Here is a 22287-nt window from a genome sequence, read left to right as displayed (position 1 = left end):
GCATGTAAACGAATTTCGTCGCAAATACCTTACTAAGGATGTACGCAATCTTTTCCTGATTATAAGGATCGTGTCTGAATGCATAACGATGAACCTAAAACTCAGATGGATTCGACGCTGGGTTATACGTTTCAAAATGATTTTTTGGCGCTCAGTAAGGTGTTTTCTCTGCCCGAAATAGATTATGCCGATATTTCCCAGCGAGAACAGTTGGCGGCGGCTATTAAACGTTGGCCCCTGCTGGCAGAATTTGCTCGTCAACAATAAGGAAGCCGTGGATGGCTGTATTGGGGTTACAAGGGGTACGCGGCGGTGTGGGCACCACATCAATTACCGCGGCGCTTGGCTGGGCATTACAACTTTTAGGGGAATCGGTACTTGTTATTGACGCCTGCCCCGATAACCTCCTGCGCCTCTCATTTAATGTTGATTTCGACCACGCCGACGGTTGGGCGCGCGCGCTTCTGGACGGCAAAGACTGGCGCGACGCGGGACTGCGTTATACCTCCAGCATCGACATCCTGCCTTTTGGCCGCCTGACGGATGACGAATGGGAAAACCAGCACCTCTTATATCAGCCCCCTGGTCAGCTAACGACGCTATTACAGACACTGAAAACACAGCAGCGCTACCAATGGGTGCTGGTTGACTTACCGCACGGCTGCTCGCCGCTGGCGCGCCAGTTTCTTGAATTTTGCGACCACACGCTGGCGGTGGTGAAACCGGATACCAACTGTCACGTGCGCCTGCACCAACAGCGGCTGCCGACAGGCGCGCACATCCTGATTAATGATTTACGTATTGGTAGCCAATTGCAGGATGACCTTTATCAGGTGTGGCTTCAAAGCCAGCGCAACCTGATGCCTGTCCTCATCCACCGTGATGAAGCAATGGTGGAATGTCTGGCAGCCAAACAGCCGTTGGGGGAATACCGGAGTGATTCACTGGCGGCGGAAGAGATCCTGACGCTGGCAAACTGGTGTTTGCTGCACTGTTCGCCCGCAACCACGCCAGGGGAACAATACGCGAGGGTGCCTGAATGAGTCGTCTGGCCGCCTGGTTTCTGACCCCCCCGGTATATGCCCGCTTAAGCGAGCGTTACCGCTTTTATCGCCGGAATAAGGCATCGGGGTTCAGTGCGGCATGCGGCTGTTTCTGGGTAGCACTGGCATGGCTGTTTCTGCCGCTGGAAAATGATCGCTGGCAGCGGGTGCGTGAGCAGCATCAGGCGCTGTTTCCACACATTAATCCGGACAAACCGCGTCCGCTTGACCCGGCACGTTACCTGTTGCAGGTTCTCTGGCTGCTGGCAACTTTGCCACAGCATGTGGCAGCGCAGGCGCAAAAACCTGAACGCCTCCATAAATTGCGTGAACGTTACCATAGCTGGCTGGATTCTCTGCCCACCCGCGTTTCTGACCAGACCCGCCACCTGGATAACCAAAAAGAACTGGGGCATCTCAGCCGGGGAACGCGACGTTTCATTCTGGGGATCATCATTACCTTCTCGCTGATTCTGGCGATCGTCTGCATTACCCAGCCGTTTAACCCACTGTCGCAGTTGATCTTCTTGCTGCTGTTATGGGGCGTGGCCCTGTTGGTCCGCCGTATTCCGGGGCGTTTCTCCGCGCTGATGCTGATCGTTCTGTCGCTAACGGTCTCCTGCCGTTACATCTGGTGGCGCTATACCTCGACTCTGAACTGGGATGACCCGGTCAGCCTGGTGTGCGGTATCGTGTTGCTGTTCGCCGAAACCTATGCGTGGATTGTGCTCATTCTCGGCTATTTCCAGGTGGTCTGGCCGCTTAATCGCCAGCCGGTGCCGCTGCCAAAAGATATGGCTCTCTGGCCGTCGGTCGATATTTTTGTGCCCACCTATAACGAAGATTTAAATGTGGTGAAAAACACCATTTATGCGGCGATGGGTATCGACTGGCCGAAAGATAAACTCAAAATATGGATCCTTGATGACGGCGGTCGGGAAGAGTTTCGTCAGTTTGCCCAGACCGTGGGCGTGGAATACATCGCCCGTACCACCCATGAGCACGCGAAAGCCGGGAACATCAATAACGCGCTGAAATATGCCAAAGGCGATTTCGTTTCGATTTTTGACTGCGACCACGTGCCGACGCGCTCTTTCCTGCAAATGACCATGGGCTGGTTTATCAAAGAAAAAGATCTGGCGATGATGCAGACGCCGCACCACTTTTTCTCGCCGGACCCGTTCGAGCGCAACCTTGGCCGTTTCCGTAAAACGCCAAACGAAGGAACTCTGTTCTACGGACTGGTTCAGGACGGCAATGATATGTGGGATGCCACCTTCTTCTGCGGCTCGTGTGCGGTCATTCGTCGTGGTCCGCTGGATGAGATTGGCGGTATCGCGGTGGAAACGGTCACCGAAGATGCCCATACCTCGCTGCGCCTGCATCGCAGAGGGCATACTTCTGCCTATATGCGTATTCCTCAGGCCGCCGGTCTGGCAACGGAGAGTCTGTCGGCGCACATCGGCCAGCGTATCCGCTGGGCGCGCGGGATGATTCAGATTTTCCGTCTCGATAATCCCCTGCTCGGCAAAGGGCTGAAACTGGCGCAGCGTCTGTGTTACGTCAACGCCATGCTGCACTTCCTCTCCGGGATCCCGCGACTGGTGTTTCTCACCGCGCCGCTGGCGTTCCTGCTGCTGCATGCCTACATCATCTATGCGCCAGCCATCATGATTGCGCTGTTTGTTTTGCCGCACATGATTCACGCCAGCCTGACCAACTCCAAAATTCAGGGTAAATATCGCCATTCGTTCTGGAGTGAAATCTACGAAACCGTACTGGCCTGGTATATCGCACCGCCGACCCTGGTGGCGCTCTTTAACCCGCACAAGGGCAAATTCAACGTCACCGCAAAAGGGGGACTGGTCGAAGAAGAGTATGTCGACTGGGTTATCTCCCGGCCCTATATCTTCCTTGTTTTGCTGAACATTGTCGGCGTGCTGGTGGGCATCTGGCGTTATTTCTACGGCCCGCAAAACGAGATTTTAACGGTCTTCGTCAGTATCGCATGGGTGTTCTACAACCTGATTATCCTCGGTGGCGCGGTGGCGGTATCGGTGGAAAGCAAGCAGGTTCGTCGCGCGCACCGCGTGGAGATAGCCATGCCTGCGGCTATCGCCCGCGAAGACGGTCATCTGTTCTCCTGTACCGTGCATGATTTCTCCGACGGCGGCCTGGGGATCAAAATCAACGGCCAGTCTCAGGTACTGGAAGGGCAGAAAGTCAGCCTGCTCTTAAAACGCGGCCAACAAGAGTATGTCTTCCCGACAATGGTCGTGCGCGTTTCCGGCAATGAGGTGGGGCTGCAATTAATGCCGCTGACCACGAAACAGCATATCGATTTTGTGCAGTGTACGTTTGCCCGTGCGGATACATGGGCGTTGTGGCAGGACAGCTTCCCGGAAGATAAGCCACTGGAAAGCTTAATGGATATTTTAAAACTGGGCTTCCGTGGTTATCGCCATCTCGCGGAATTTGCTCCACCGTCTGTGAAAATGATTTTCCGGTCGCTAACCGTACTGGTTGCCTGGATTGTGTCGTTTATACCGCGTCGCCCGGAACGTGAAGCGGTAATACAGCACCCCGTGACGTGATTGGCTCAACAATGATGAAAACGCGATGAAAAGAAAACTTTCCTGGATTTGTGCAGTGGCTGTGGGGATGAGCGCTATACCCTCCCTGATGACGTATGCGGCACCCGGTAACCCGGCGGCGCAAGCGGCCCCCACCGTGCCTGCCGTCGCGCCTGCGACACAGCCGGTCGCGACGCCTGCGCCGACACAATCGGAAACGCTGGTCCCTACGACCCCGACAGAGGGACAAACGCAACCGGCACCCCAGACCGGAAACCATGCCACAGGGCAGGTGACGCCGGGCGTGACGCTTTCAAGTGCGCCATCGCGCGAGGTCAAGCTGACATTTGCTGAGATTGCGCCGCCGCCAGGCAGTATGGTGCTGCGCGGTGTCAACCCGAACAATGGCATTGAGTTCGGCACGCGCAGCGATGAAGTGGTGTCGAAAGCGCTGCTCAATCTCGAATATACCCCGTCACCGTCGCTGCTGCCGGTCCAGTCGCAGCTAAAGGTCTACCTGAATGACGAACTGATGGGCGTGCTGCCGGTCACCAAAGAACAACTGGGTAAAAAGACCTTTGCGCAGGTGCCCATCGACCCGCTTTACATTACCGACTTCAACCGCGTGCGGCTGGAGTTTGTCGGTCACTATCGCGATGTCTGTGAAAACCCGGCCAGCACGACGCTGTGGATGGATATTGGCCGCAGTAGCTCGCTGGAACTTTCTTACCAGACGCTGGCCGTGCAAAACGACCTGTCGCACTTCCCGATCCCGTTCTTTGACCCGCGTGACACTCGTCCGTTAACGCTGCCGATGGTCTTCGCCGGTGCGCCGGATCTGGCTGAGCAGCAGGCGGCAGCGGTCATAGCCTCCTGGTTTGGTTCACGTACCGGCTGGCGGGGGCAGAACTTCCCGGTTATGTACAACGGTCTGCCGGATCGTAATGCGATTATTTTCGCCACCAACGATAAGCGTCCGGATTTCCTGCGTGACGCACCGGCGGTGAACGCCCCAACCATCACCATGATGAGCCACCCGAACAATCCTTATGTGAAATTACTGGTGGTATTTGGTCGCGATGACAAAGACCTGTTACAGGCGGCAAAAGGTATCGCTCAGGGGAACGTGTTGTTCCGTGGCAGCAGTGTCACCGTTGATGAAGTGAAACCACTGCTGGCGCGCAAACCCTATGATGCGCCGAACTGGATACGCACTGACCGTGCGGTCACCTTTGGTGAACTGAAAACCTATGAAGAGCAGTTGCAGTCCACGGGGCTGCAACCGGCGTCGATCAATGTCGCGTTGAACCTGCCGCCGGATCTCTATCTCTTGCGCAGTAACGGTATCGATATGCACCTGAACTATCGTTATACCGCGCCGCCGACCAAAGACAATTCGCGTATGGATATCAGCCTGAACAACCAGTTCCTGCAATATTTCAGTCTGGTCAGCAATCAGGATACCAACCGACTGCTGCTGCGCCTGCCAGTGTTACAGGGGCTGCTGGATGGTAAAACCGATGTTTCTATTCCGGCGCTGAAACTGGGGGCGGTGAACCAACTGCGCTTTGACTTCCAGTATATGAATCCCATGCCGGGGGGCACTATCGACAACTGCGTCACCTTCCAGCCGGTGCAAAACCGTGTGGTGATTGGCGACGATTCCACCATCGACTTCTCGAAGTATTACCATTTCCTGGCGATGCCGGATTTGCGCGCGTTTGCCAATGCAGGCTTCCCGTTCACCCGAATGGCTGACCTGTCTGAAACCATTGTTGTGGTGCCGCCAACCCCGACGGAGGGGCAACTGACCACGCTGCTGGACTCGCTGGCTACCGTCGGTGCGCAAACGGGCTTCCCGGCCATTAACGTGACATTGACCAATGACGGTACGCAGATTCAGGGGAAAGACGCCGACATCATGATCATCGGCGCGCTCCCGGAAAAACTGAAAGACGACAAGCGTATCGACCTGCTGGTTCACGCGGCGCAAAGCTGGGTGAAAACGCCGCTGCGCCAGACGCCGTTCCCTGGCGTGACGCCTGATGATGTTGATCGTCAGGCGGATGCGCAGACCTCGGTGTCGTCGAGCGGCCCGATGGCGGCCATTATCGGCTTCCAGTCGCCTTATAACGATCAGCGCAGCGTGGTGGCACTGCTGGCGGACAGCCCGCGCGGCTACGAGTTGTTAAACGACGCGATGAATGACAGCGGTAAACGTGCCTCGATTTTCGGCTCCGTGTCGGTGATTCGTGAATCGGGGGTGAACGGTCTGCGTGTGGGTGACATCTACTATGTGGGACATCTGCCGTGGTTCGAACGTGTCTGGTATGCGCTGGCGAACCATCCGGTACTGTTGGCGATTCTGGCCGCGGTGAGCGTGGTATTACTGGCATGGGTGCTGTGGCGTCTGCTGCGTATTATTAGCCGTCGCCGTCTCGACCCGGATCACGAGTAAGCGGTGATGAAAGCGCTACGCGGGATGGTCATGGCGGCGCTTATGCTGGCGGCGGCGCAGGTAAGCGCCGCCTGTAACTGGCCCGCATGGGAGCGCTTTAAACAGGACTATATTAGCGATGGCGGACGCGTTATCGACCCAAGTGATGCCCGCCAGATAACCACCTCCGAAGGGCAAAGCTATGCCCTGTTCTTTGCCCTTGCGGCGAACGATCGCGATGCCTTTAAAACGGTGCTGAGCTGGACGCAAAATAATCTGGCGGAAGGGGATTTAAGCGCGCGGCTTCCCGCATGGCTGTGGGGGCGGAAAAACGAAACCGAATGGACGGTACTGGATACCAACTCCGCGTCGGATGCGGATATCTGGATTGCCTGGTCTCTGCTGGAAGCCGGACGGCTGTGGAACATGCCGGACTATACCGGGATCGGAAAAGCGCTGCTCTCACGCATTGCCAAAGAAGAGGTGACCACGGTACCCGGCCTTGGCTCCATGCTGCTTCCCGGCAAGATCGGGTTTGCTGATAACGATGCCTGGCGCTTCAACCCCGGCTATCTGCCGCCCCAACTGGCCCAGTACTTTACCCGTTATGGCGCGCCCTGGACGACGCTACGGGAGACCAACCTACGGTTAATTATGGAAAGCGCGCCGAAAGGGTTTTCACCTGACTGGGCGCGTTATCAGAAAAATAAGGGCTGGCAGCTTACCGCCGATAAGCCGGTTATCGGGGGTTACGATGCGATTCGCGTGTATGCCTGGGTAGGCATGATGCATGACAACGACCCGCAAAAGGCGCGTATGCTGGCGCGCCTCAAGCCCATGGAAACCATGACGGCGAAACAGGGTGTGCCGCCAGAAAAAGTCAACGTGGCGACCGGCAAGGTACAGGGTAATGGCCCTGTGGGTTTCTCGGCGGCACTCCTGCCGTTTTTACAGGATCGTGATGCTCAGGCGGCGCAGCGTCAGCGGGTGGCGGATCGCTTCCCCGGCAAAGACGCGTATTACAGTTATGTTCTGACCCTTTTCGGACAAGGTTGGGACGAGCATCGTTTCCGCTTCACCCCTCGCGGTGAGTTACAACCTGACTGGGGCCAGCAATGCGCAAGCTCACATTAAGTTTAATGTCTTTCACGCTCGGCATCTCAGTGATGCCTTTCGCGCAGGCGGCACCGGGCGCGCAACAACAACTGCTTGAACAGGTACGCCTGGGCGAAACCACCAAACGTGAAGATTTGGTACGCCAGTCGTTATATCGCCTTGAATTAATGGCCCCCGACGACCCGGATGTGATTGCCGCGCGCCTGCGCTATCTGCTGCGTCAGGGGGATAATGCCGGAGCGCAAAAGCAGATGGCGCGGCTGAACACTCTCGCACCAAACGCCAGCGCGACCAAAGCGTCGCGTATCACGATGGCGCTGTCGACACCCGAAGGACGACAGGCCTTGCAGGAAGCGCGTTTACAGGCCGCCACAGGGCATCCGCAGGAGGCCATTGCCGCTTACGAGAAGATGTTTAACGGCAGTGCGCCAGCAGGCGATCTGGCGGCGGAATACTGGATTCAGGTGGCGAAAGTCCCGGCGCGACACAACGAAGCCATTACTCAGTTGAAAGCCCTTAATGGCAGCAATCCGGGAAATGCCGATTTGCAAAGTACGCTGGCACGGCTGTTAATCGCCGACGGGCGCAACGAAGAAGGCTATGCCGTTCTTGAGCAAATGGCGAAAAACAACACCGGGCGCGATGCCGCAGCCAACCTCTGGTATCAGCAGATTCAGGGCATGGCCGTCAGCGAAAAAAGTGTGGCGGCTCTCAAGCGTTTCCTGAGCGTGTTCAGTGAAGGGGATACGGTTGTGACGGCGCGCCAGCAGCTTGATGCACAACAGAAACAGTTGGCTGACCCGGCATTTCGGGAGCGTGCCAGCGGGCTGGCGGCCGTGGAAGCGGGCAAGGGCGGCACGGCGATTGGCGCATTGCAGGATGCCGTAAGCAAAAATCATCAGGACAGCGAAGCCGTCGGGGCGCTGGGGCAGGCCTATTCCCAGAAGGGCGATCGTGCCCGGGCGGTGGCGCAGTTTGAGCGGGCCATCGCCCTCGATCCCAATAGCGATAATCGTGGCAAATGGGACAGCCTGCTCAAGGTGAACCGTTACTGGTTGCTGATCCAACAAGGCGATGCGCAACTGGCGGCGAAAAATCCGGCCCAGGCGGAACGCCTCTACCAGCAGGCGCGTGCGATTGATAATACCGACAGCTACGCGGTACTGGGGCTGGGCGATGCGGCAATGGCCCGCAAGGATACCGCCGCCGCAGAGCGTTTCTATTACCAGGCACTGCGTATGGATAGCGGCAACAGCAACGCGGTACGCGGTCTGGCGAATATTTACCGCGCGCAGTCGCCGGAAAAAGCCGATACCTTTATTCAGTCACTGAGCGCCAGCCAGCGGCGCAGCATTAACGATATTGAACGCAGCCTGACCAACGACCGACTCGCGCAAGAGGCGGAGCGGCTGGAAAGTCAGGGCAACTGGGCGCAGGCCGCCGTATTGCAAAAGCGCCGTCTGGCGCTGGACCCGGATAGCGTCTGGGTGACCTACCGTCTGGCCAGTGATTTGCGCTCCGCCGGTCAACAGATTGAAGCCGACGCGCAGATGCGCGCGCTGGCGCGCAATAAACCGGCTGATCCTGAGCAGGTTTACGCTTACGGCCTCTATCTTTCCGGCAATAACCAGGAGAGCGCGGCGCTGGCGCACCTCAACACGCTGGCGCGCGACAAGTGGAACAGCAATATTCAGGAACTCTCCGACAGGCTGGAAGCCAATCAACGCCTGGCGCGGGCTAATCAGTTGCGCGATGCGGGCCATGAGGCGGAGGCAATCGCGTTTCTTCAACAGCAGCCTGCGTCGACGCGTATTGATTTGACGCTTGCCGACTGGGCGCAACAGCGGGGCGATAATCCCACGGCGATATCGACCTATCAGCGTGTGTTGAATCGCGAGCCGACCAATGAAGATGCGGTACTGGGACTGGCAGAAATTTATGCCGCCGACGGCAACCGCATGGCTTCGCGTGAAATGCTGGCCAAATTACCGGCCGCTAGCCCGACTGCGCCACGGACGATCAATACCCAACGCCGGGTGGCAATGGTGCAGGCGGCGGTGGGCGATAATGACGCCGCCCGTCAGACTTTCAGCGAGATTGTACCGCAGGCGAAGGGGCTACCGCCTTCGATGGAAAGCGCGCTGGTGCTGCGTGATGCGGCGCGTTTCCAGGTGCAGGAAGGTCAGTCGCAGGCAGCGCTGGAAACCTATAAAGACGCAATGGTTGCATCGGGCGTGGCGGCAACCCGTCCCGCCAGCAATGACGAATTCACCTATAAAACCCGTAACAATGAGAAAGATGACTGGCTGAAACGCGGCGTGCGCAGCGATGCCGCAGAACTTTATCGTCAGCAGGATGTGAATGTCACGCTGGAGCATAACTACTGGGGGTCGAGCGGTACGGGCGGCTACTCTGATTTAAAAGCCCACACCACTATGCTGCAGGCCGATGCGCCGCTGGCTGACGGCAGGATGTTCTTTCGTACCGATATGGTGAATATGGATGCCGGAAAGTTCTCGCTTAAAGATGACGGGACATATTCGCCGCACTGGGGAACCTGTAATGAAGTGGCCTGTGAGGGCGGTGACCGCACCCAGACGGCTAACGGCGTGAGCGTTGCGGTAGGCTGGCGTAATAAGACCTGGGATATGGATATTGGCACCACGCCAATTGGCTTTAACGTGGTGGATATCGTCGGCGGCCTGAGTTACAGCAATGATATTGGGGCGATTGGCTACACGCTGAATGTGCATCGTCGTCCGATCTCCAGCTCCTTACTGGCGTTTGGCGGGCAGAAAGATAACGGCAATGGCGATCATCCTGGCACCACATGGGGCGGCGTGCGTGCGAACGGCGCCACCGCCAGCATGAGCTATGACCGTGGCGAGGCGCACGGCGTCTGGGCCTCTTTAGGCGCCGATCAGTTGACCGGGAAAAATGTGGCTGACAACTGGCGAGTGCGCTGGATGGCGGGGTATTACTACAAGCTTATCAATGAAAATAACCGCCGTCTGACCATTGGCCTTAATAATATGATTTGGCACTACGACAAAGATCTGAGCCACTACACGCTGGGGCAAGGGGGCTATTATAGCCCGCAAGAATATTTGTCATTTTCGGTGCCTGTGACCTGGCGTCAACGTACGGAGAACTGGTCCTGGGAGTTGGGTGGGTCTGCCTCCTGGTCACATTCGCGTAAGAAAACGGAACGAAGCTATCCGTTACTGAATTTGATCCCGGCGGATTATCGTACCGACGCCAGAACCGCGCTGGAGGAAGGGAGTTCATCGAGCGGCGTGGGTTATACCGCCCAGGCGTTGGTTGAACGGCGTATTAACGCGAACTGGTCCGTTGGCCTTGGCGTGAATATTCAGCAGGCGAAAGATTACACGCCAAGCCAGGGTATGCTTTTTATCCGTTATTCCGCCGCCGGATGGCAGGGCGATATGGACATGCCGCCGCAGACGCTGACGCCATACGCTGACTGGTAATAATGAGGATAATTCCTGGGGGAAGCGTGGCGGGCAATATGGCCCGCCACATGAAATTTGTGCTTATTATTCCGTGTATTGCTGACGCTTTTTCCTCATAGCGTTGGCGCTGAGGCAATCTTGACGCCTCTTTATCTCAAACTGTCACGATAGGGTATACTCTGGCGGCGGAGTTGTATTTTATTGCCCTGCGCTTGTGTATCTCTGGAGAGTGATTTTGCGTGTCAGCCGTTCTTTAACGATTAAACAGATGACTGCGGTTTTTTCCGTGGCGATGGTGTTTATTTTCATTTTTTGCGTCATTTTGCTGTTTCATTTTGTGCAGCAGAATCGCTACAACACGGCTACGCAACTGGAAAGTATTGCCCGTTCGGTACGTGAACCGCTGTCCGAAGCCATATTAAAGGCCGATTTCCCGGAAGCGGAATCGGTACTTAAGCAAATTAAGCCTGCCGGGGTGGTTATCCGCGCGGATGTGGTGCTGCCAAACCAGTTTCAGGCGTTGCGCCTGCGATTTATTCCCGAGCGCCCGGTGCCTATGATGATCGCGCGGGTGTTTGAACTCCCTATCCAGATTTCATTGCCCATTTACTCCCTGCAGCGCCCCGCTAATCCACAGCCGATTGCCTATCTGGTGCTCGAAGCGGACTCTTATCGCGTCTATAAATTCGTGATGAGCACCCTTTCAACGTTGGTAACTGCTTACTTACTTTTGACGTTGATTATGACGGTGGCGATCACCTGGTGTATTAACCGATTGATCGTCCATCCGCTGCGCAAAATCGCCCGCGAACTGAGCGATGTACCGCAGCAGGACCAGGTCGGGCATCAACTGGCATTGCCGCGCCACCATCAGGATGATGAGATTGGCAGCCTGGTTCGCAGCTATAACCGTAATCAACAAAACCTGCTGCGTCAGCATGATGAGCTGAACACCCAGTCGACCCTCTTCCCGGTATCGGAACTGCCAAACAAAGCCTTCCTGATGGCGCTGCTGGATCAGGTTGTGGCACGGCAGAAGACCACCGCGCTGGTATTTATCGCTTGTGAAACGTTGCAGGATACGGCGGGTGTGCTGAAAGAGTCACAGCGCGAGATGCTGCTGTTGACGCTGGTGGAGAAGCTGAAATCTGTCATTTCACCGCGGATGGTACTCGCCCAGGTCAGTGCCTATGACTTCGCCATTATCGCCCATGGGGTGAAAGAGCCATGGCACGCCATAACATTAGGTCAGCAAGTACTCACTGTTATTAATGAGCGCGTGCCCATTCACGGCATTCAGTTGCGCCCGAGTGCCAGCATCGGTGTGGCGATGTTCCATGGCGACCAGACCGCAGAACAGCTTTACCGACGTGCGGCTTCAGCGGCGTTTACATCGCGACGCAAAGGGAAAAATCAGATTCAATTCTTCGATCCAAAAGAGATGGAAGAGGCGCAAAAACGGCTGACGGAAGAGAGCAATATCCTGACCGCGCTTGAAAATCGCAAGTTTGCCATCTGGCTTCAGCCGCAGGTGGACCTCGCCACGAATGCGGTAGTGAGCGCCGAAACATTGCTGCGTATGGAGCAACCGGATGGCAGTTGGGAGCTGCCGGAAGGGTTAATCGAACGTATCGAGTCGTGCGGGCTAATGGTTACCGTGGGTTATTGGGTACTGGAAGAGTCGTGCCGTCTGTTGTCTGCCTGGCAAGAGCGCGGGCTGATGATGCCGCTGTCGGTGAATCTCTCGGCGTTGCAACTGATGCACCACGATATGGTGCCGGACATGCTGGAACTGCTCAATCGCTATCGAATTAAACCCAACACCTTGATTCTTGAAGTGACTGAGAGCCGTCGCATTGATGACCCACAGGCGGCGGTGACCATTCTGCGCCCGCTGCGGAATGCGGGGGTGCGTATTGCGCTGGACGATTTCGGCATGGGGTATGCCGGGTTACGTCAATTACACCATATGAAGTCACTGCCGGTAGATGTACTGAAAATCGACAAAATTTTTGTTGAAGGCTTGCCCGACGACAGCAGCATGGTGGCGTCGATTATCCACATGGCGCGAAGCCTGGATTTACACATTATCGCCGAAGGGGTTGAAACCGAAGCGCAGCGCGAATGGCTGCAAAATGCGGGTGTGGAAATCGTACAGGGATTTTTGTTTGATCGCGCCATGACGCCGGAAGCATTTGAAGCGCGTTATTTTTCGATGCCAGACAATGCTGAAAATGGTTGAAATGTTGCTGGCTTGTACGAGTCAGCTCTAATTTTTTAACATCATTGTTTCAAATTTGATGTGAGTATATTTCTGTCATGTTTTCTGGGTGTTATTTTTAACCCGCAGGCGCGAGAAATCCCTAAAAAGCCTGTGGTTTATACCTCAAGGACACCCTATGAAAACCTCTCTGTTTAAAAGTCTGTATTTCCAGGTACTGACGGCAATCGCTATCGGTATTTTGCTCGGCCATTTCTACCCGGAACTGGGCGCGCAAATGAAACCGCTTGGTGATGCCTTCGTTAAGCTGATTAAAATGATCATCGCCCCTGTCATCTTCTGTACGGTAGTGACAGGTATCGCCGGTATGGAAAGCATGAAGGCGGTAGGCCGCACGGGTGCGGTGGCGTTGCTCTATTTTGAAGTGGTCAGTACGCTGGCACTGATTATCGGCCTGATTATCGTCAACGTTGTGCAGCCCGGTGCGGGGATGAATGTTGACCCCTCAACGCTGGATGCGAAAGCGGTTGCGGTGTATGCAGAACAGGCCAAAGAGCAGGGTATCGTCGCCTTCCTCATGGACGTTATCCCGGGCAGTGTGATTGGCGCGTTTGCCAGCGGCAACATTTTGCAGGTGCTGCTGTTTGCCGTGCTGTTTGGTTTCGCGCTGCACCGTCTGGGCAACAAGGGCCAGCTAATTTTCAACGTGATTGAAAGTTTCTCGCAGGTCATTTTCGGCATCATCAACTTTATTATGCGTCTTGCACCGATCGGTGCGTTTGGCGCGATGGCCTTTACCATCGGTAAGTACGGTGTTGGCACGCTGATCCAGTTGGGGCAGCTCATCATCTGCTTCTATATCACCTGTATTCTGTTCGTGGTGGTGGTGCTGGGTTCTATTGCCCGCGCAACGGGCTTTAACATTTTCAAATTTATCCGTTATATCCGCGAAGAACTGCTGATCGTGCTGGGGACCTCTTCGTCCGAGTCTGCGCTGCCGCGTATGCTCGAGAAGATGGAACGCCTCGGTTGTCGTAAGTCCGTCGTGGGGCTGGTTATCCCTACCGGCTACTCGTTTAACCTCGACGGAACCTCTATTTACCTGACGATGGCGGCCGTGTTTATCGCCCAGGCCACCAACAGCCATATGGATATTTTCCATCAGATAACCTTGCTGGTAGTCCTGTTGCTCTCGTCAAAAGGCGCAGCGGGGGTGACCGGGAGCGGCTTTATCGTGCTGGCGGCGACCATTTCCGCGGTGGGCCATTTACCGGTAGCAGGGCTGGCGCTGATTCTGGGTATCGACCGCTTTATGTCAGAAGCGCGTGCGCTCACCAACCTGGTTGGTAATGGCGTGGCGACCGTGGTCGTGGCGAAATGGGTAAAAGAGCTCGATCAGAAAAAGCTAACGGATACGCTGAATAATCGTGCATCAAGCAGCAAAACCGGCGAAATTTCCTCTTAATTTCGCTACTTAGCCCCGTAGTCCTTGTCGGGCTACGGGTGCCTGCGCATAATTACCCCCTGGCCCGTCACAATTCAGAACGAATTGCCCGGGATTTTTCACTTCGCTGTGTGACATTTTGCAATTCGTGAGGTCTAACAGCGAAGTGTTAAAGTATCTTTAGCCTCCAGACATGTCGGGGCTGACTTTTTAACCAGGAACGTTGATCAGGGGTTCTCATGCAGGGCACAAAAATTCGATTGTTAACAGGCGGTTTGCTCATGATGGCAGCCGTCGGTTATGTGCAGGCAGATGCGCTCCAGCCCGACCCGGCCTGGCAACAGGGGACACTGGCAAATGGTTTGCAATGGCAAGTCCTGGCCACACCACAACGCCCCAGCGATCGCATCGAAGTACGTCTGTCTATTAATACCGGTTCGCTCACCGAGAGTACGCAACAGAGCGGTTTTAGCCATTTTCTCCCACGTATTGCGCTGACCCACAGCGGTAGCCTGCAACCCGCACAGGTTCGTTCACTGTGGCAGCAGGGTATCGACCCGAAGCGTCCGTTACCCCCCGCGCTGGTCTCGTATGAATACACGATGTTCAATCTGAGCCTGCCGAATAACCGCAACGATTTGCTCAAAGAAGCGCTGGTCTGGCTGTCAGACAGCACCGGGCGCCTCACCATTACGCCAGAAACGATTAACCATGCGCTGGCGAGCGAAGATATGGTGGCGACCTGGCCGGGTAACACCAAAGACAACTGGTGGCGCTATCGCCTGAAAGGTTCGTCATTGCTGGGCCATGATCCGGCTGAAACGCTCAAACAACCGCTGGATGCGAAACAGCTCCAGGCCTTCCATCAGAAATGGTACACCCCCGACGCGATGACGCTGATTGTGGTGGGTAACGTTGATAGCCGGGCGGTTGCCGAGCAGATTAACAAGGCGTTTGGCGATCTGAAAGGCAAACGCGAAACACCGGCCCCGGTGCCGACCTTATCGCCGCTACCGCGTCAGCCAGTAAGTATCATGACGGATTCTGTGCGTCAGGATCGTCTTTCCATCATGTGGGATACTGCCTGGCAGCCAATTCGTGAATCTGCGGCCTTGCAACGCTACTGGCGTGCTGATTTAGCCCGCGAGGCGCTGTTCTGGCACGTGCAGCAGTATCTGGCGAAGACCAACGTGAAAGACATTGGTCTGAGCTTCGACTGCCGGGTGTTGTTCCAGCGTGCGCAGTGTGCCATCAACCTTGACTCGCCAAACGATAAGCTCAACAGCAATCTCGATATCGTGGCCCGCGAGCTGGCGAAAGTGCGCGATCGCGGCCTGCCGGAAGAAGAGTTTGATGCGCTGGTGGCGCAAAAAAATCTTGAGCTTCAGAAGCTGTTTGCCACTTATGCCCGCACGGATACCGACATCCTGATTAGCCAGCGGATGCGTTCGCTGCAAAACCAGGTGGTGGATATCGCGCCCGAGCAGTACCAAAAATTGCGCCAGAACTTCCTGAGTAGCCTGACGAAAGAAATGCTGAATCAGGATTTACGTCAGCAGCTTTCGCAGGATATGGCGTTGGTATTGCTGCAGCCGAAAGGCGAGCCGGAGTACAACATGAAGGATCTGCAGGCGAGCTGGGAAGAGTTGATGTCTTCTGGTGAGCAGAATGCCGCGCCAGCCAACGTGGATGATGCCCATCAGGATGTGTCGGATATTCCGCCGCAGCAGTAAAGGTTGTGGGTGTTCCCGGATGGCGGCGCAAGTGCCTGATCCGGGCGACCGGACGTTCAGGCCGCATGAAATAGTCCCCTCTCCCTGTGGGAGAGGGTCAGGAAGAGGGGAAAAAGACCTGCCCCGGACAGGAGGCAGGGAAAATCCTTAGTTCGGCATGGCGTCGCGTGGAATGATCGCGCCACGGTATTGAATTACCGTGCTGGCCGTTAAGTGGCCGCGTCTGGCAGCCGCTTCGGCATCGCCACCGGTCAGGCGCACGGCCAGATACCCGGCGCTGAATGAATCACCCGCTGCGGTAGTATCCACCACTTTCTCTTTTGGTAATTTCACCGCAGGCACTTCTTTCAGGGCTTCCCCCTGGATTGCGACCAGGCAGGAATCCGCACCGCGTTTAATCACGATCTCTTTTACGCCCGCCTGCTGAGTGCGTGCGATAACGTCTTCCACCGGCTGTGCGCCCCACAGCAGATCTTCGTCATCCAGCGTCAGGAACGCGATGTCAGTACAGGCGAGCATTTGCTGATAGACCTGACGGGTCTCTTCTTTGCTGGCCCACAAACGCGGACGGTAGTTGTTATCGAAAATCACCTGGCCGCCGTTTGCGCGACATTCCTGCAGCAGTGACAGCAGCTTAGTACGGCTTGCCGGGCTTAAAATCGCCAGGCTGATACCGCTGAGATACAAATAATCAAAGGTCGCCAGCTCTTCACAAATGGCGGCAGACTGCTCGCTTTCCAGCCAGAATTTTGCCGCGGCTTCGTTACGCCAGTAGTAAAAGGTGCGCTCGCCGGTGTCATCGGTCTCGATGTAATACAGGCCGGGCAGTCGATTTTCCATGCGCTGAGTCAGGGCGGTATCGACGTTTTCTGCCTGCCAGGATTCCAGCATCTGTTGGCTGAAACTGTCGGTACCCAGCGCAGTAACGTAATGCACGGATAACGCCGCAGCGTCTACCTGACGGGCGATATAAACCGACGTATTGAGTGTGTCGCCACCGAAACCGCGATTCACTTCCGCGCCTTTTTGTGACAGTTCAATCATGCATTCGCCGATGACGGCAATTTTCTTTGACATAGTCCGGAACCTGAATCAGATGAATTAACGGTAGTGTGCGTTGTGCGCGTTTCGTGGTCAACTATATTAAAACGACGTTCCATTATTTTTTTGACACAGAACGTATTCTCTGCTGATTCCGCAAAGTGCTTTTTCATTTTGCGTGGGTCATGAAGGTAAAGTTCTCCCCTCAGGGGCCGATAACCCAATGACGAGAGCTCCGGGGCTACTCATTTTCAACAGGAAGAAGAAATGAAGTTAAAGCAGGTTATCCAGCGGCTGAACTACTCCGAGGCGAGCATAGAAAGCCTACAGGAACGTCGTTTTTGGCTGCAGTGTGAGCGTGCTTATACTTATCAGCCAATTTACAAAACCGATGGTCGCCTGATGGCGGTTGAGGTGCTGACAATTGTGACGCATCCGAGCCAGCCCGATCAGCGCATCCCACCGGACCGCTACTTTTCTGAGGTTGCGGTGCGCCATCGCGTCGACGTGGTACACGAACAGATCGCCCTGCTGGCCAAACAAAAAGACTTTTTCGAGCAGCACGGCGTGTTGGCCTCCGTAAATGTCGATGGGCCGACGCTGATTGCAATGCGCTCGAATAAAGCATTAAGAGCCCTCATCGACACCGTGCCGTGGATCCGTTTTGAACTGGTGGAACATATCCGCCTGCCGCAAGACTCCACGTTCGCTACGATCAGTGAAATGGGACCGCTGTGGCTGGATGATTTTGGTACCGGAATGGCCAACTTCTCGGCGCTTAGCGAAATGCATTATGACTACATCAAAGTGTCGCGCGACCTGTTTATTATGCTGCGCAAGACGACCGAAGGACGCAACCTGTTCGCGCTGCTCATTCAGTTGATGAATCGCTATTGCCAGGGGGTGATTGTTGAAGGTGTTGAAACCCTTGACGAGTGGCGTGACGTTCAGAATTCTCCGGCTTTTGCCGCACAAGGCTACTTCCTTTCGCGCCCGGTTCCACTGAATACGCTGGAAAACGTACTGCTGGAGCTCTGATCGCAGGGCACCCCTTTCTGCCAGCCTCGGCTATCTTTATGACAGGCAAGGCAATAAAGAAAGGGTGCCCGCATGACAAAAACAAGCAAAGCGATTATTGCTGTCACTGGAACACTGGTTTTATTGATTGTGGTGGCCATCATTATCATTGCCACCTTTGACTGGAACCGTCTCAAACCGACCATTAATCAGAAAGTCTCTACCGAACTTAATCGCCCCTTTGCGATTCGCGGTGATTTGGGCGTGGTGTGGGAGCGACAAAAAGAGGAGACGGGCTGGCGTAGCTGGATACCCTGGCCGCACATTCATGCCGACGATATTGTCCTCGGTAACCCACCTGAGATCCCCGACGTCACCATGGTGCACCTGCCGCGCGTCGAAGCCACTCTCGCACCGCTGGCGCTATTAACGAAAACCGTTTACCTGCCGTGGATCAAACTGCAAAAGCCGGATGCGCGCCTGATCCGCCTGTCTGAAAAGAACAACAACTGGACCTTTAAGCTCGCCAGTGCAGAAAACAACGATCCCAATGCGCAACCTTCCGGCTGGTCGTTCCGCCTGGATAATATTCTCTTCGATCAAGGGCGTATCGCTATTAACGACAAGGTGAGCAAAGCGGATATCGAGATCCTCGTCGATCCGTTAGGCAAACCGCTCCCTTTCAATGAAGTCACGGGCGACAGTAAAGATAAAACGCGCGTGGCAGATTATGTTTTCGGGCTGAAAGCTCAGGGGCGTTATAACGGCCAACCGCTGACAGGCACGGGGAAAATCGGCGGCATGCTGGCGCTACGCAGCGAAGACACGCCTTTCCCGGTGCAGGCAGATTTCCGTTCCGGCAACACCCGTGTGGCCTTTGTCGGCAAGGTTAACGACCCGATGAAAATGGGCGGCGTCGACCTCCAGTTGAAATTTGCTGGCGATACCCTGGGGGATCTCTACGAACTGACAGGCGTGCTGCTGCCGGATACCCCGCCGTTTGAAACGGATGGTCATCTGGTGGCGAAGATAGATAGCGAAAAAAGCAGTGTCTATGATTATCGCGATTTTAACGGGCGTATCGGCGAAAGTGACATACATGGCTCACTCACCTATACCACCGGTAAACCACGTCCGAAACTGGAAGGCGATTTGGAATCTCGTCAGCTTCGTCTGGCCGACCTTGGCCCCTTGATCGGCGTGGACTCCGGTAAAGGGGGAGATAAAGCGAAACAGGCAGAGCAGAAGAAGGGTGAAAAAAATATCCAGCCTGCCGGGAAGGTGTTGCCTTACGATCGCTTTGAAACCGATAAATGGAACACGATGGATGCCGACGTGCGTTTTAAAGGGAAGCGCATTGAGCATGGCAGCACATTGCCGATAAGCGACCTCACAACCCATATCATTTTACAGAATGCGGATCTGAAACTGCAGCCGTTGAAATTCGGCTTAGCGGGCGGGACGATCTCATCCAATATTCGCCTTGAAGGGGATAAAAAGCCGATGCAGGGGCGCGCGGAAATCCAGGCGCGACGGTTAAAACTGAAACAACTGATGCCAAATGTCGAGCTGATGCAGAAAACCCTCGGTGAGATGAATGGCGATGCGGATTTCCGGGGGACAGGGAACTCCGTTGCGGCGCTGCTGGGCACCAGCAACGGTAACCTTAAGCTCTTGATGAATGACGGGCTTATCAGCCGTAACCTGATGGAGATTGCCGGGCTGAATGTGGGTAACTACGTTATCGGCAAGATCTTTGGCGACGATGAGGTGCGGGTAAACTGCGCGGCGGCGAATCTCGATCTGGTAAATGGTGTGGCGCGTCCGCAAATCTTCGCTTTTGATACCGAAAACGCGCTGGTGAATGTGACGGGTACGGCGAGTTTCGCCTCGGAGCAACTGGACCTGACCATTAACCCGGAAAGTAAAGGGGTGCGTATCGTTACGCTGCGTTCACCTTTATATGTGCGCGGAACATTTAAAAATCCGCAGGCGGGGGTAAAACCGGGGCCGCTGATTGCCCGTGGTGCGGTGGCCGCAGCGCTGGCAACGCTGGTGACACCTGCGGCAGCACTGCTGGCATTGATTTCGCCATCGGAAGGCGAAGCCAACCAGTGCCGGGCGATTCTGGCACAGATGAAAAAGTAAGAGGTTGGTGCGGTGGTTGCCCCTCTCCCTCAAAGGGCTGAGGAATCCCCAGTAATCTTACGTTTTACAGCTACAACGCCGCTTAATAAGAATAAAACAGTGACAGCGATGACAGGGTCCGGCTGAAAATCGATGAGGCGTTGGCGGCTGACCGGGGCCGCCCGCAGGGAAGCGGGCGGAGGGGATAGCCTGCAAGGACGCAGGCTGGTCCCCGACCCGAAAGTCAGACGACATAAGCATCATGGACCGCGCCAGCGGCGATTTTCCTGGCCGGGAGCCCGGGTCGCCAGGGTGGTGGCGGTGAGCCACCCTGGCACGTTCACGAGTTCTGTCGCGACAGAAAAGCAAGGGACATAAGGTGAACGGAATGACCATCAGAGCCGCATCTTCCCCCTCACCCTAACCCTCTCCCCAAAGAGGAGAGGGGACCGATCGTGCTCGCATTTTTTGTGGGGATTCCTCAGCTCAAAGGGAGAGGGGACCGATCGAGTGAATGTCGGCGGAGTGCCAGGTTTTACCATACCGTTGTAACATCGTCGCCCGGATAAGGTACGAGTGAGCATCAGATGACGGGGCGGTAGCCCGGATAAGGCGTTGACGCCGCATCCGGGAAAGACGTAATGACCATTACAGCGACTGGTGTTTGGTCTCGTGAGTCAACAACAGCGCGGTCAGCGTCAGGGCTGCCATCGCCGCCAGATAAATCCCCACATACATCAGACCGTAGTTCGCCTGCAGCCAGGTGGCGATATAAGGCGCAACGGACGCCCCCAGAATCGAGGACACGTTATACGAGAACGATGCACCGGTGTAGCGTACTTCGGTCGGGAACAGCTCCGGCAGCAGCGCACCCATCGGGCCAAAAGTCAGCCCCATCAGGCTAAGACCGATCAGCAGGTAAGCCATTACCAGCGCCGGGTTGCCGGAGCCTAACAGCGGTGGGAAGACGAACAGCGCAAACAGAATGATCAGTGTTGTAATGGCGATCATGCTTTTGCGACGGCCATATTTATCGGCCAGCAGCCCGGCAACCGGCACCATCACACCAAAACCAATGACCGCCATCATCAGCATCCACAGCACTTCGTTTCGCGGCATACCCAGCCCGCCAGGCGAGGTGCTGAACGTCATGGAATAGACGGTCATGATGTAAAACAGCGTGTAGGTGGCCAACATGATGAAGGTGCCCAGCACGGTCACACGGACATGTTTGGTCAGCAGGGTGCCAAGCGGGATTTTCACCTGTTTCTTCGCGGCGGCGATTTTCGCAAATACCGGCGTTTCATGCAGAGACACGCGAACATACAGGCCAATCAACACCAGCACGGCGGAGAAGATAAAGGGTACGCGCCAGCCCCAGCTCATAAACTGCTCGTCGGTCAGTAACCAGGAGAGCAGCAGGAAGGTGCCGTTCGCAAAGAAGAAACCAATCGGCGCGCCCAGTTGTGGGAAAGAGCCATACAACGCGCGTTTGCGTGGCGGTGCGTTTTCAGTCGCCAGAAGCGCCGCGCCGCCCCATTCACCACCCAGCCCCAGACCCTGGCCAAAACGTGCCAGCGCCAGCAGCAGCGGAGCCATCACGCCGATGGTTTCATAGCCTGGCAGCAGGCCAATTAATACGGTGGAGATCCCCATCGTCAGCAACGACGCCACCAGGGTGACTTTACGCCCTACGCGGTCGCCGAAGTGACCAAACACGGCGGAACCAATTGGACGCGCGACGAAAGCAATCGCAAAGGTGGCGAGCGACTGCAACGTTGCGGCGGTCGGGTCACCCTGCGGGAAGAAGATATGCGGGAAAACGATAACCGCCGCAGTGGCATAGATATAGAAATCGAAGAACTCGATAGCGGTGCCAATCAGTGAAGCGATAACGACTTTACTGCGTGAGTTTACCGGCGTGATTTCCTGCTCGTTGTCTAAAGTTGTGGCTGTGGCTTGCATAAAATTTTCTTATTTTTTGGCGAACGAACGACCATATTAGCCACAGCAAAAGCGACATTTCAATCTGTAACAAAGTGGGGAAACGTACAAAAACCAG

Annotated in this window: 13 protein-coding genes; 11 read left to right on the top strand and 2 right to left on the bottom strand. The window is 55.6% G+C overall.

What is annotated here, in order from left to right:
* The first annotated feature begins 78 nt into the window (after nt 1-78).
* The 9 genes from bcsR (at nt 79) to ABU190_RS13520 (ending at nt 16040) form a co-directional block, all read left to right on the top strand.
* Nucleotides 79-267: a cellulose biosynthesis protein BcsR gene (bcsR, locus tag ABU190_RS13560; RefSeq protein ID WP_039080217.1), complete on the top strand. Its 189-nt coding sequence runs from the start codon at nt 79-81 to the stop codon at nt 265-267.
* Between the two features lie 11 nt (nt 268-278).
* Nucleotides 279-1043: a cellulose biosynthesis protein BcsQ gene (gene bcsQ, locus ABU190_RS13555; RefSeq protein WP_354691596.1), complete on the top strand. Its 765-nt coding sequence runs from the start codon at nt 279-281 to the stop codon at nt 1041-1043.
* Entirely contained in the window at nt 1040-3637 is a 2598-nt protein-coding gene (gene bcsA / locus ABU190_RS13550) for a UDP-forming cellulose synthase catalytic subunit (RefSeq protein WP_354691595.1), read from the top strand. Before bcsQ ends, bcsA begins: the two co-directional genes overlap by 4 nt.
* A 25-nt stretch (nt 3638-3662) precedes the next feature.
* Complete coding sequence (bcsB, locus tag ABU190_RS13545; protein ID WP_354691594.1) at nt 3663-6074, top strand: cellulose biosynthesis cyclic di-GMP-binding regulatory protein BcsB; 2412 nt, start codon at nt 3663-3665, stop codon at nt 6072-6074.
* 6 nt (nt 6075-6080) lie between these two features.
* Nucleotides 6081-7187: a cellulose synthase complex periplasmic endoglucanase BcsZ gene (gene bcsZ, locus ABU190_RS13540; protein ID WP_354691593.1), complete on the top strand. Its 1107-nt coding sequence runs from the start codon at nt 6081-6083 to the stop codon at nt 7185-7187.
* On the top strand, nt 7169-10660 hold the full coding sequence (bcsC, locus tag ABU190_RS13535) for a cellulose synthase complex outer membrane protein BcsC (protein WP_354691592.1): 3492 nt from the start codon (nt 7169-7171) through the stop codon (nt 10658-10660). Before bcsZ ends, bcsC begins: the two co-directional genes overlap by 19 nt.
* Before the next feature lie 217 nt (nt 10661-10877).
* Nucleotides 10878-12884 (top strand): biofilm formation regulator HmsP, encoded by a 2007-nt coding sequence (gene hmsP, locus ABU190_RS13530; protein ID WP_354691591.1) that lies wholly within the window; start codon nt 10878-10880, stop codon nt 12882-12884.
* Between the two features lie 157 nt (nt 12885-13041).
* The gene (locus tag ABU190_RS13525) at nt 13042-14328 is read left to right on the top strand and encodes a dicarboxylate/amino acid:cation symporter (RefSeq protein WP_039080223.1); all 1287 of its coding nucleotides are present in this window, start codon (nt 13042-13044) and stop codon (nt 14326-14328) included.
* A gap of 218 nt (nt 14329-14546) precedes the next feature.
* Nucleotides 14547-16040, top strand: a complete 1494-nt coding sequence (locus ABU190_RS13520) for a pitrilysin family protein (RefSeq protein WP_296414867.1) — start codon at nt 14547-14549, stop codon at nt 16038-16040.
* Nucleotides 16041-16187: 147 nt separating this feature from the next.
* Here ABU190_RS13520 and ABU190_RS13515 read toward each other — a convergent pair whose 3' ends face one another.
* Complete coding sequence (locus ABU190_RS13515) at nt 16188-17117, bottom strand: sugar kinase (RefSeq protein ID WP_354691590.1); 930 nt, start codon at nt 17115-17117, stop codon at nt 16188-16190.
* Nucleotides 17118-17348: 231 nt separating this feature from the next.
* Here ABU190_RS13515 and pdeH point away from each other — a divergent pair, with 231 nt between their 5' ends.
* Together pdeH and ABU190_RS13505 are read left to right on the top strand one after the other, a co-directional pair.
* A complete protein-coding gene (gene pdeH, locus ABU190_RS13510; RefSeq protein WP_354691589.1) occupies nt 17349-18119 on the top strand; it encodes a cyclic-guanylate-specific phosphodiesterase in 771 nt (256 codons plus the stop codon).
* 72 nt (nt 18120-18191) lie between these two features.
* Nucleotides 18192-20246 (top strand): AsmA family protein, encoded by a 2055-nt coding sequence (locus ABU190_RS13505; protein ID WP_354691588.1) that lies wholly within the window; start codon nt 18192-18194, stop codon nt 20244-20246.
* 627 nt (nt 20247-20873) lie between these two features.
* On the opposite strand, the gene ABU190_RS13500 is transcribed toward ABU190_RS13505, so the two are convergent.
* On the bottom strand, nt 20874-22190 hold the full coding sequence (locus ABU190_RS13500; RefSeq protein WP_271849351.1) for an MFS transporter: 1317 nt from the start codon (nt 22188-22190) through the stop codon (nt 20874-20876).
* Nucleotides 22191-22287 lie beyond the last annotated feature (97 nt).

The sequence above is a fragment of the Phytobacter sp. RSE-02 genome, from assembly GCF_040578655.1.
GTDB lineage: Bacteria > Pseudomonadota > Gammaproteobacteria > Enterobacterales > Enterobacteriaceae > Phytobacter > Phytobacter diazotrophicus.
The sequence above is the reverse complement of the archived record's forward strand: the minus strand, read 5'-3'. Positions and strand labels throughout refer to the sequence as shown.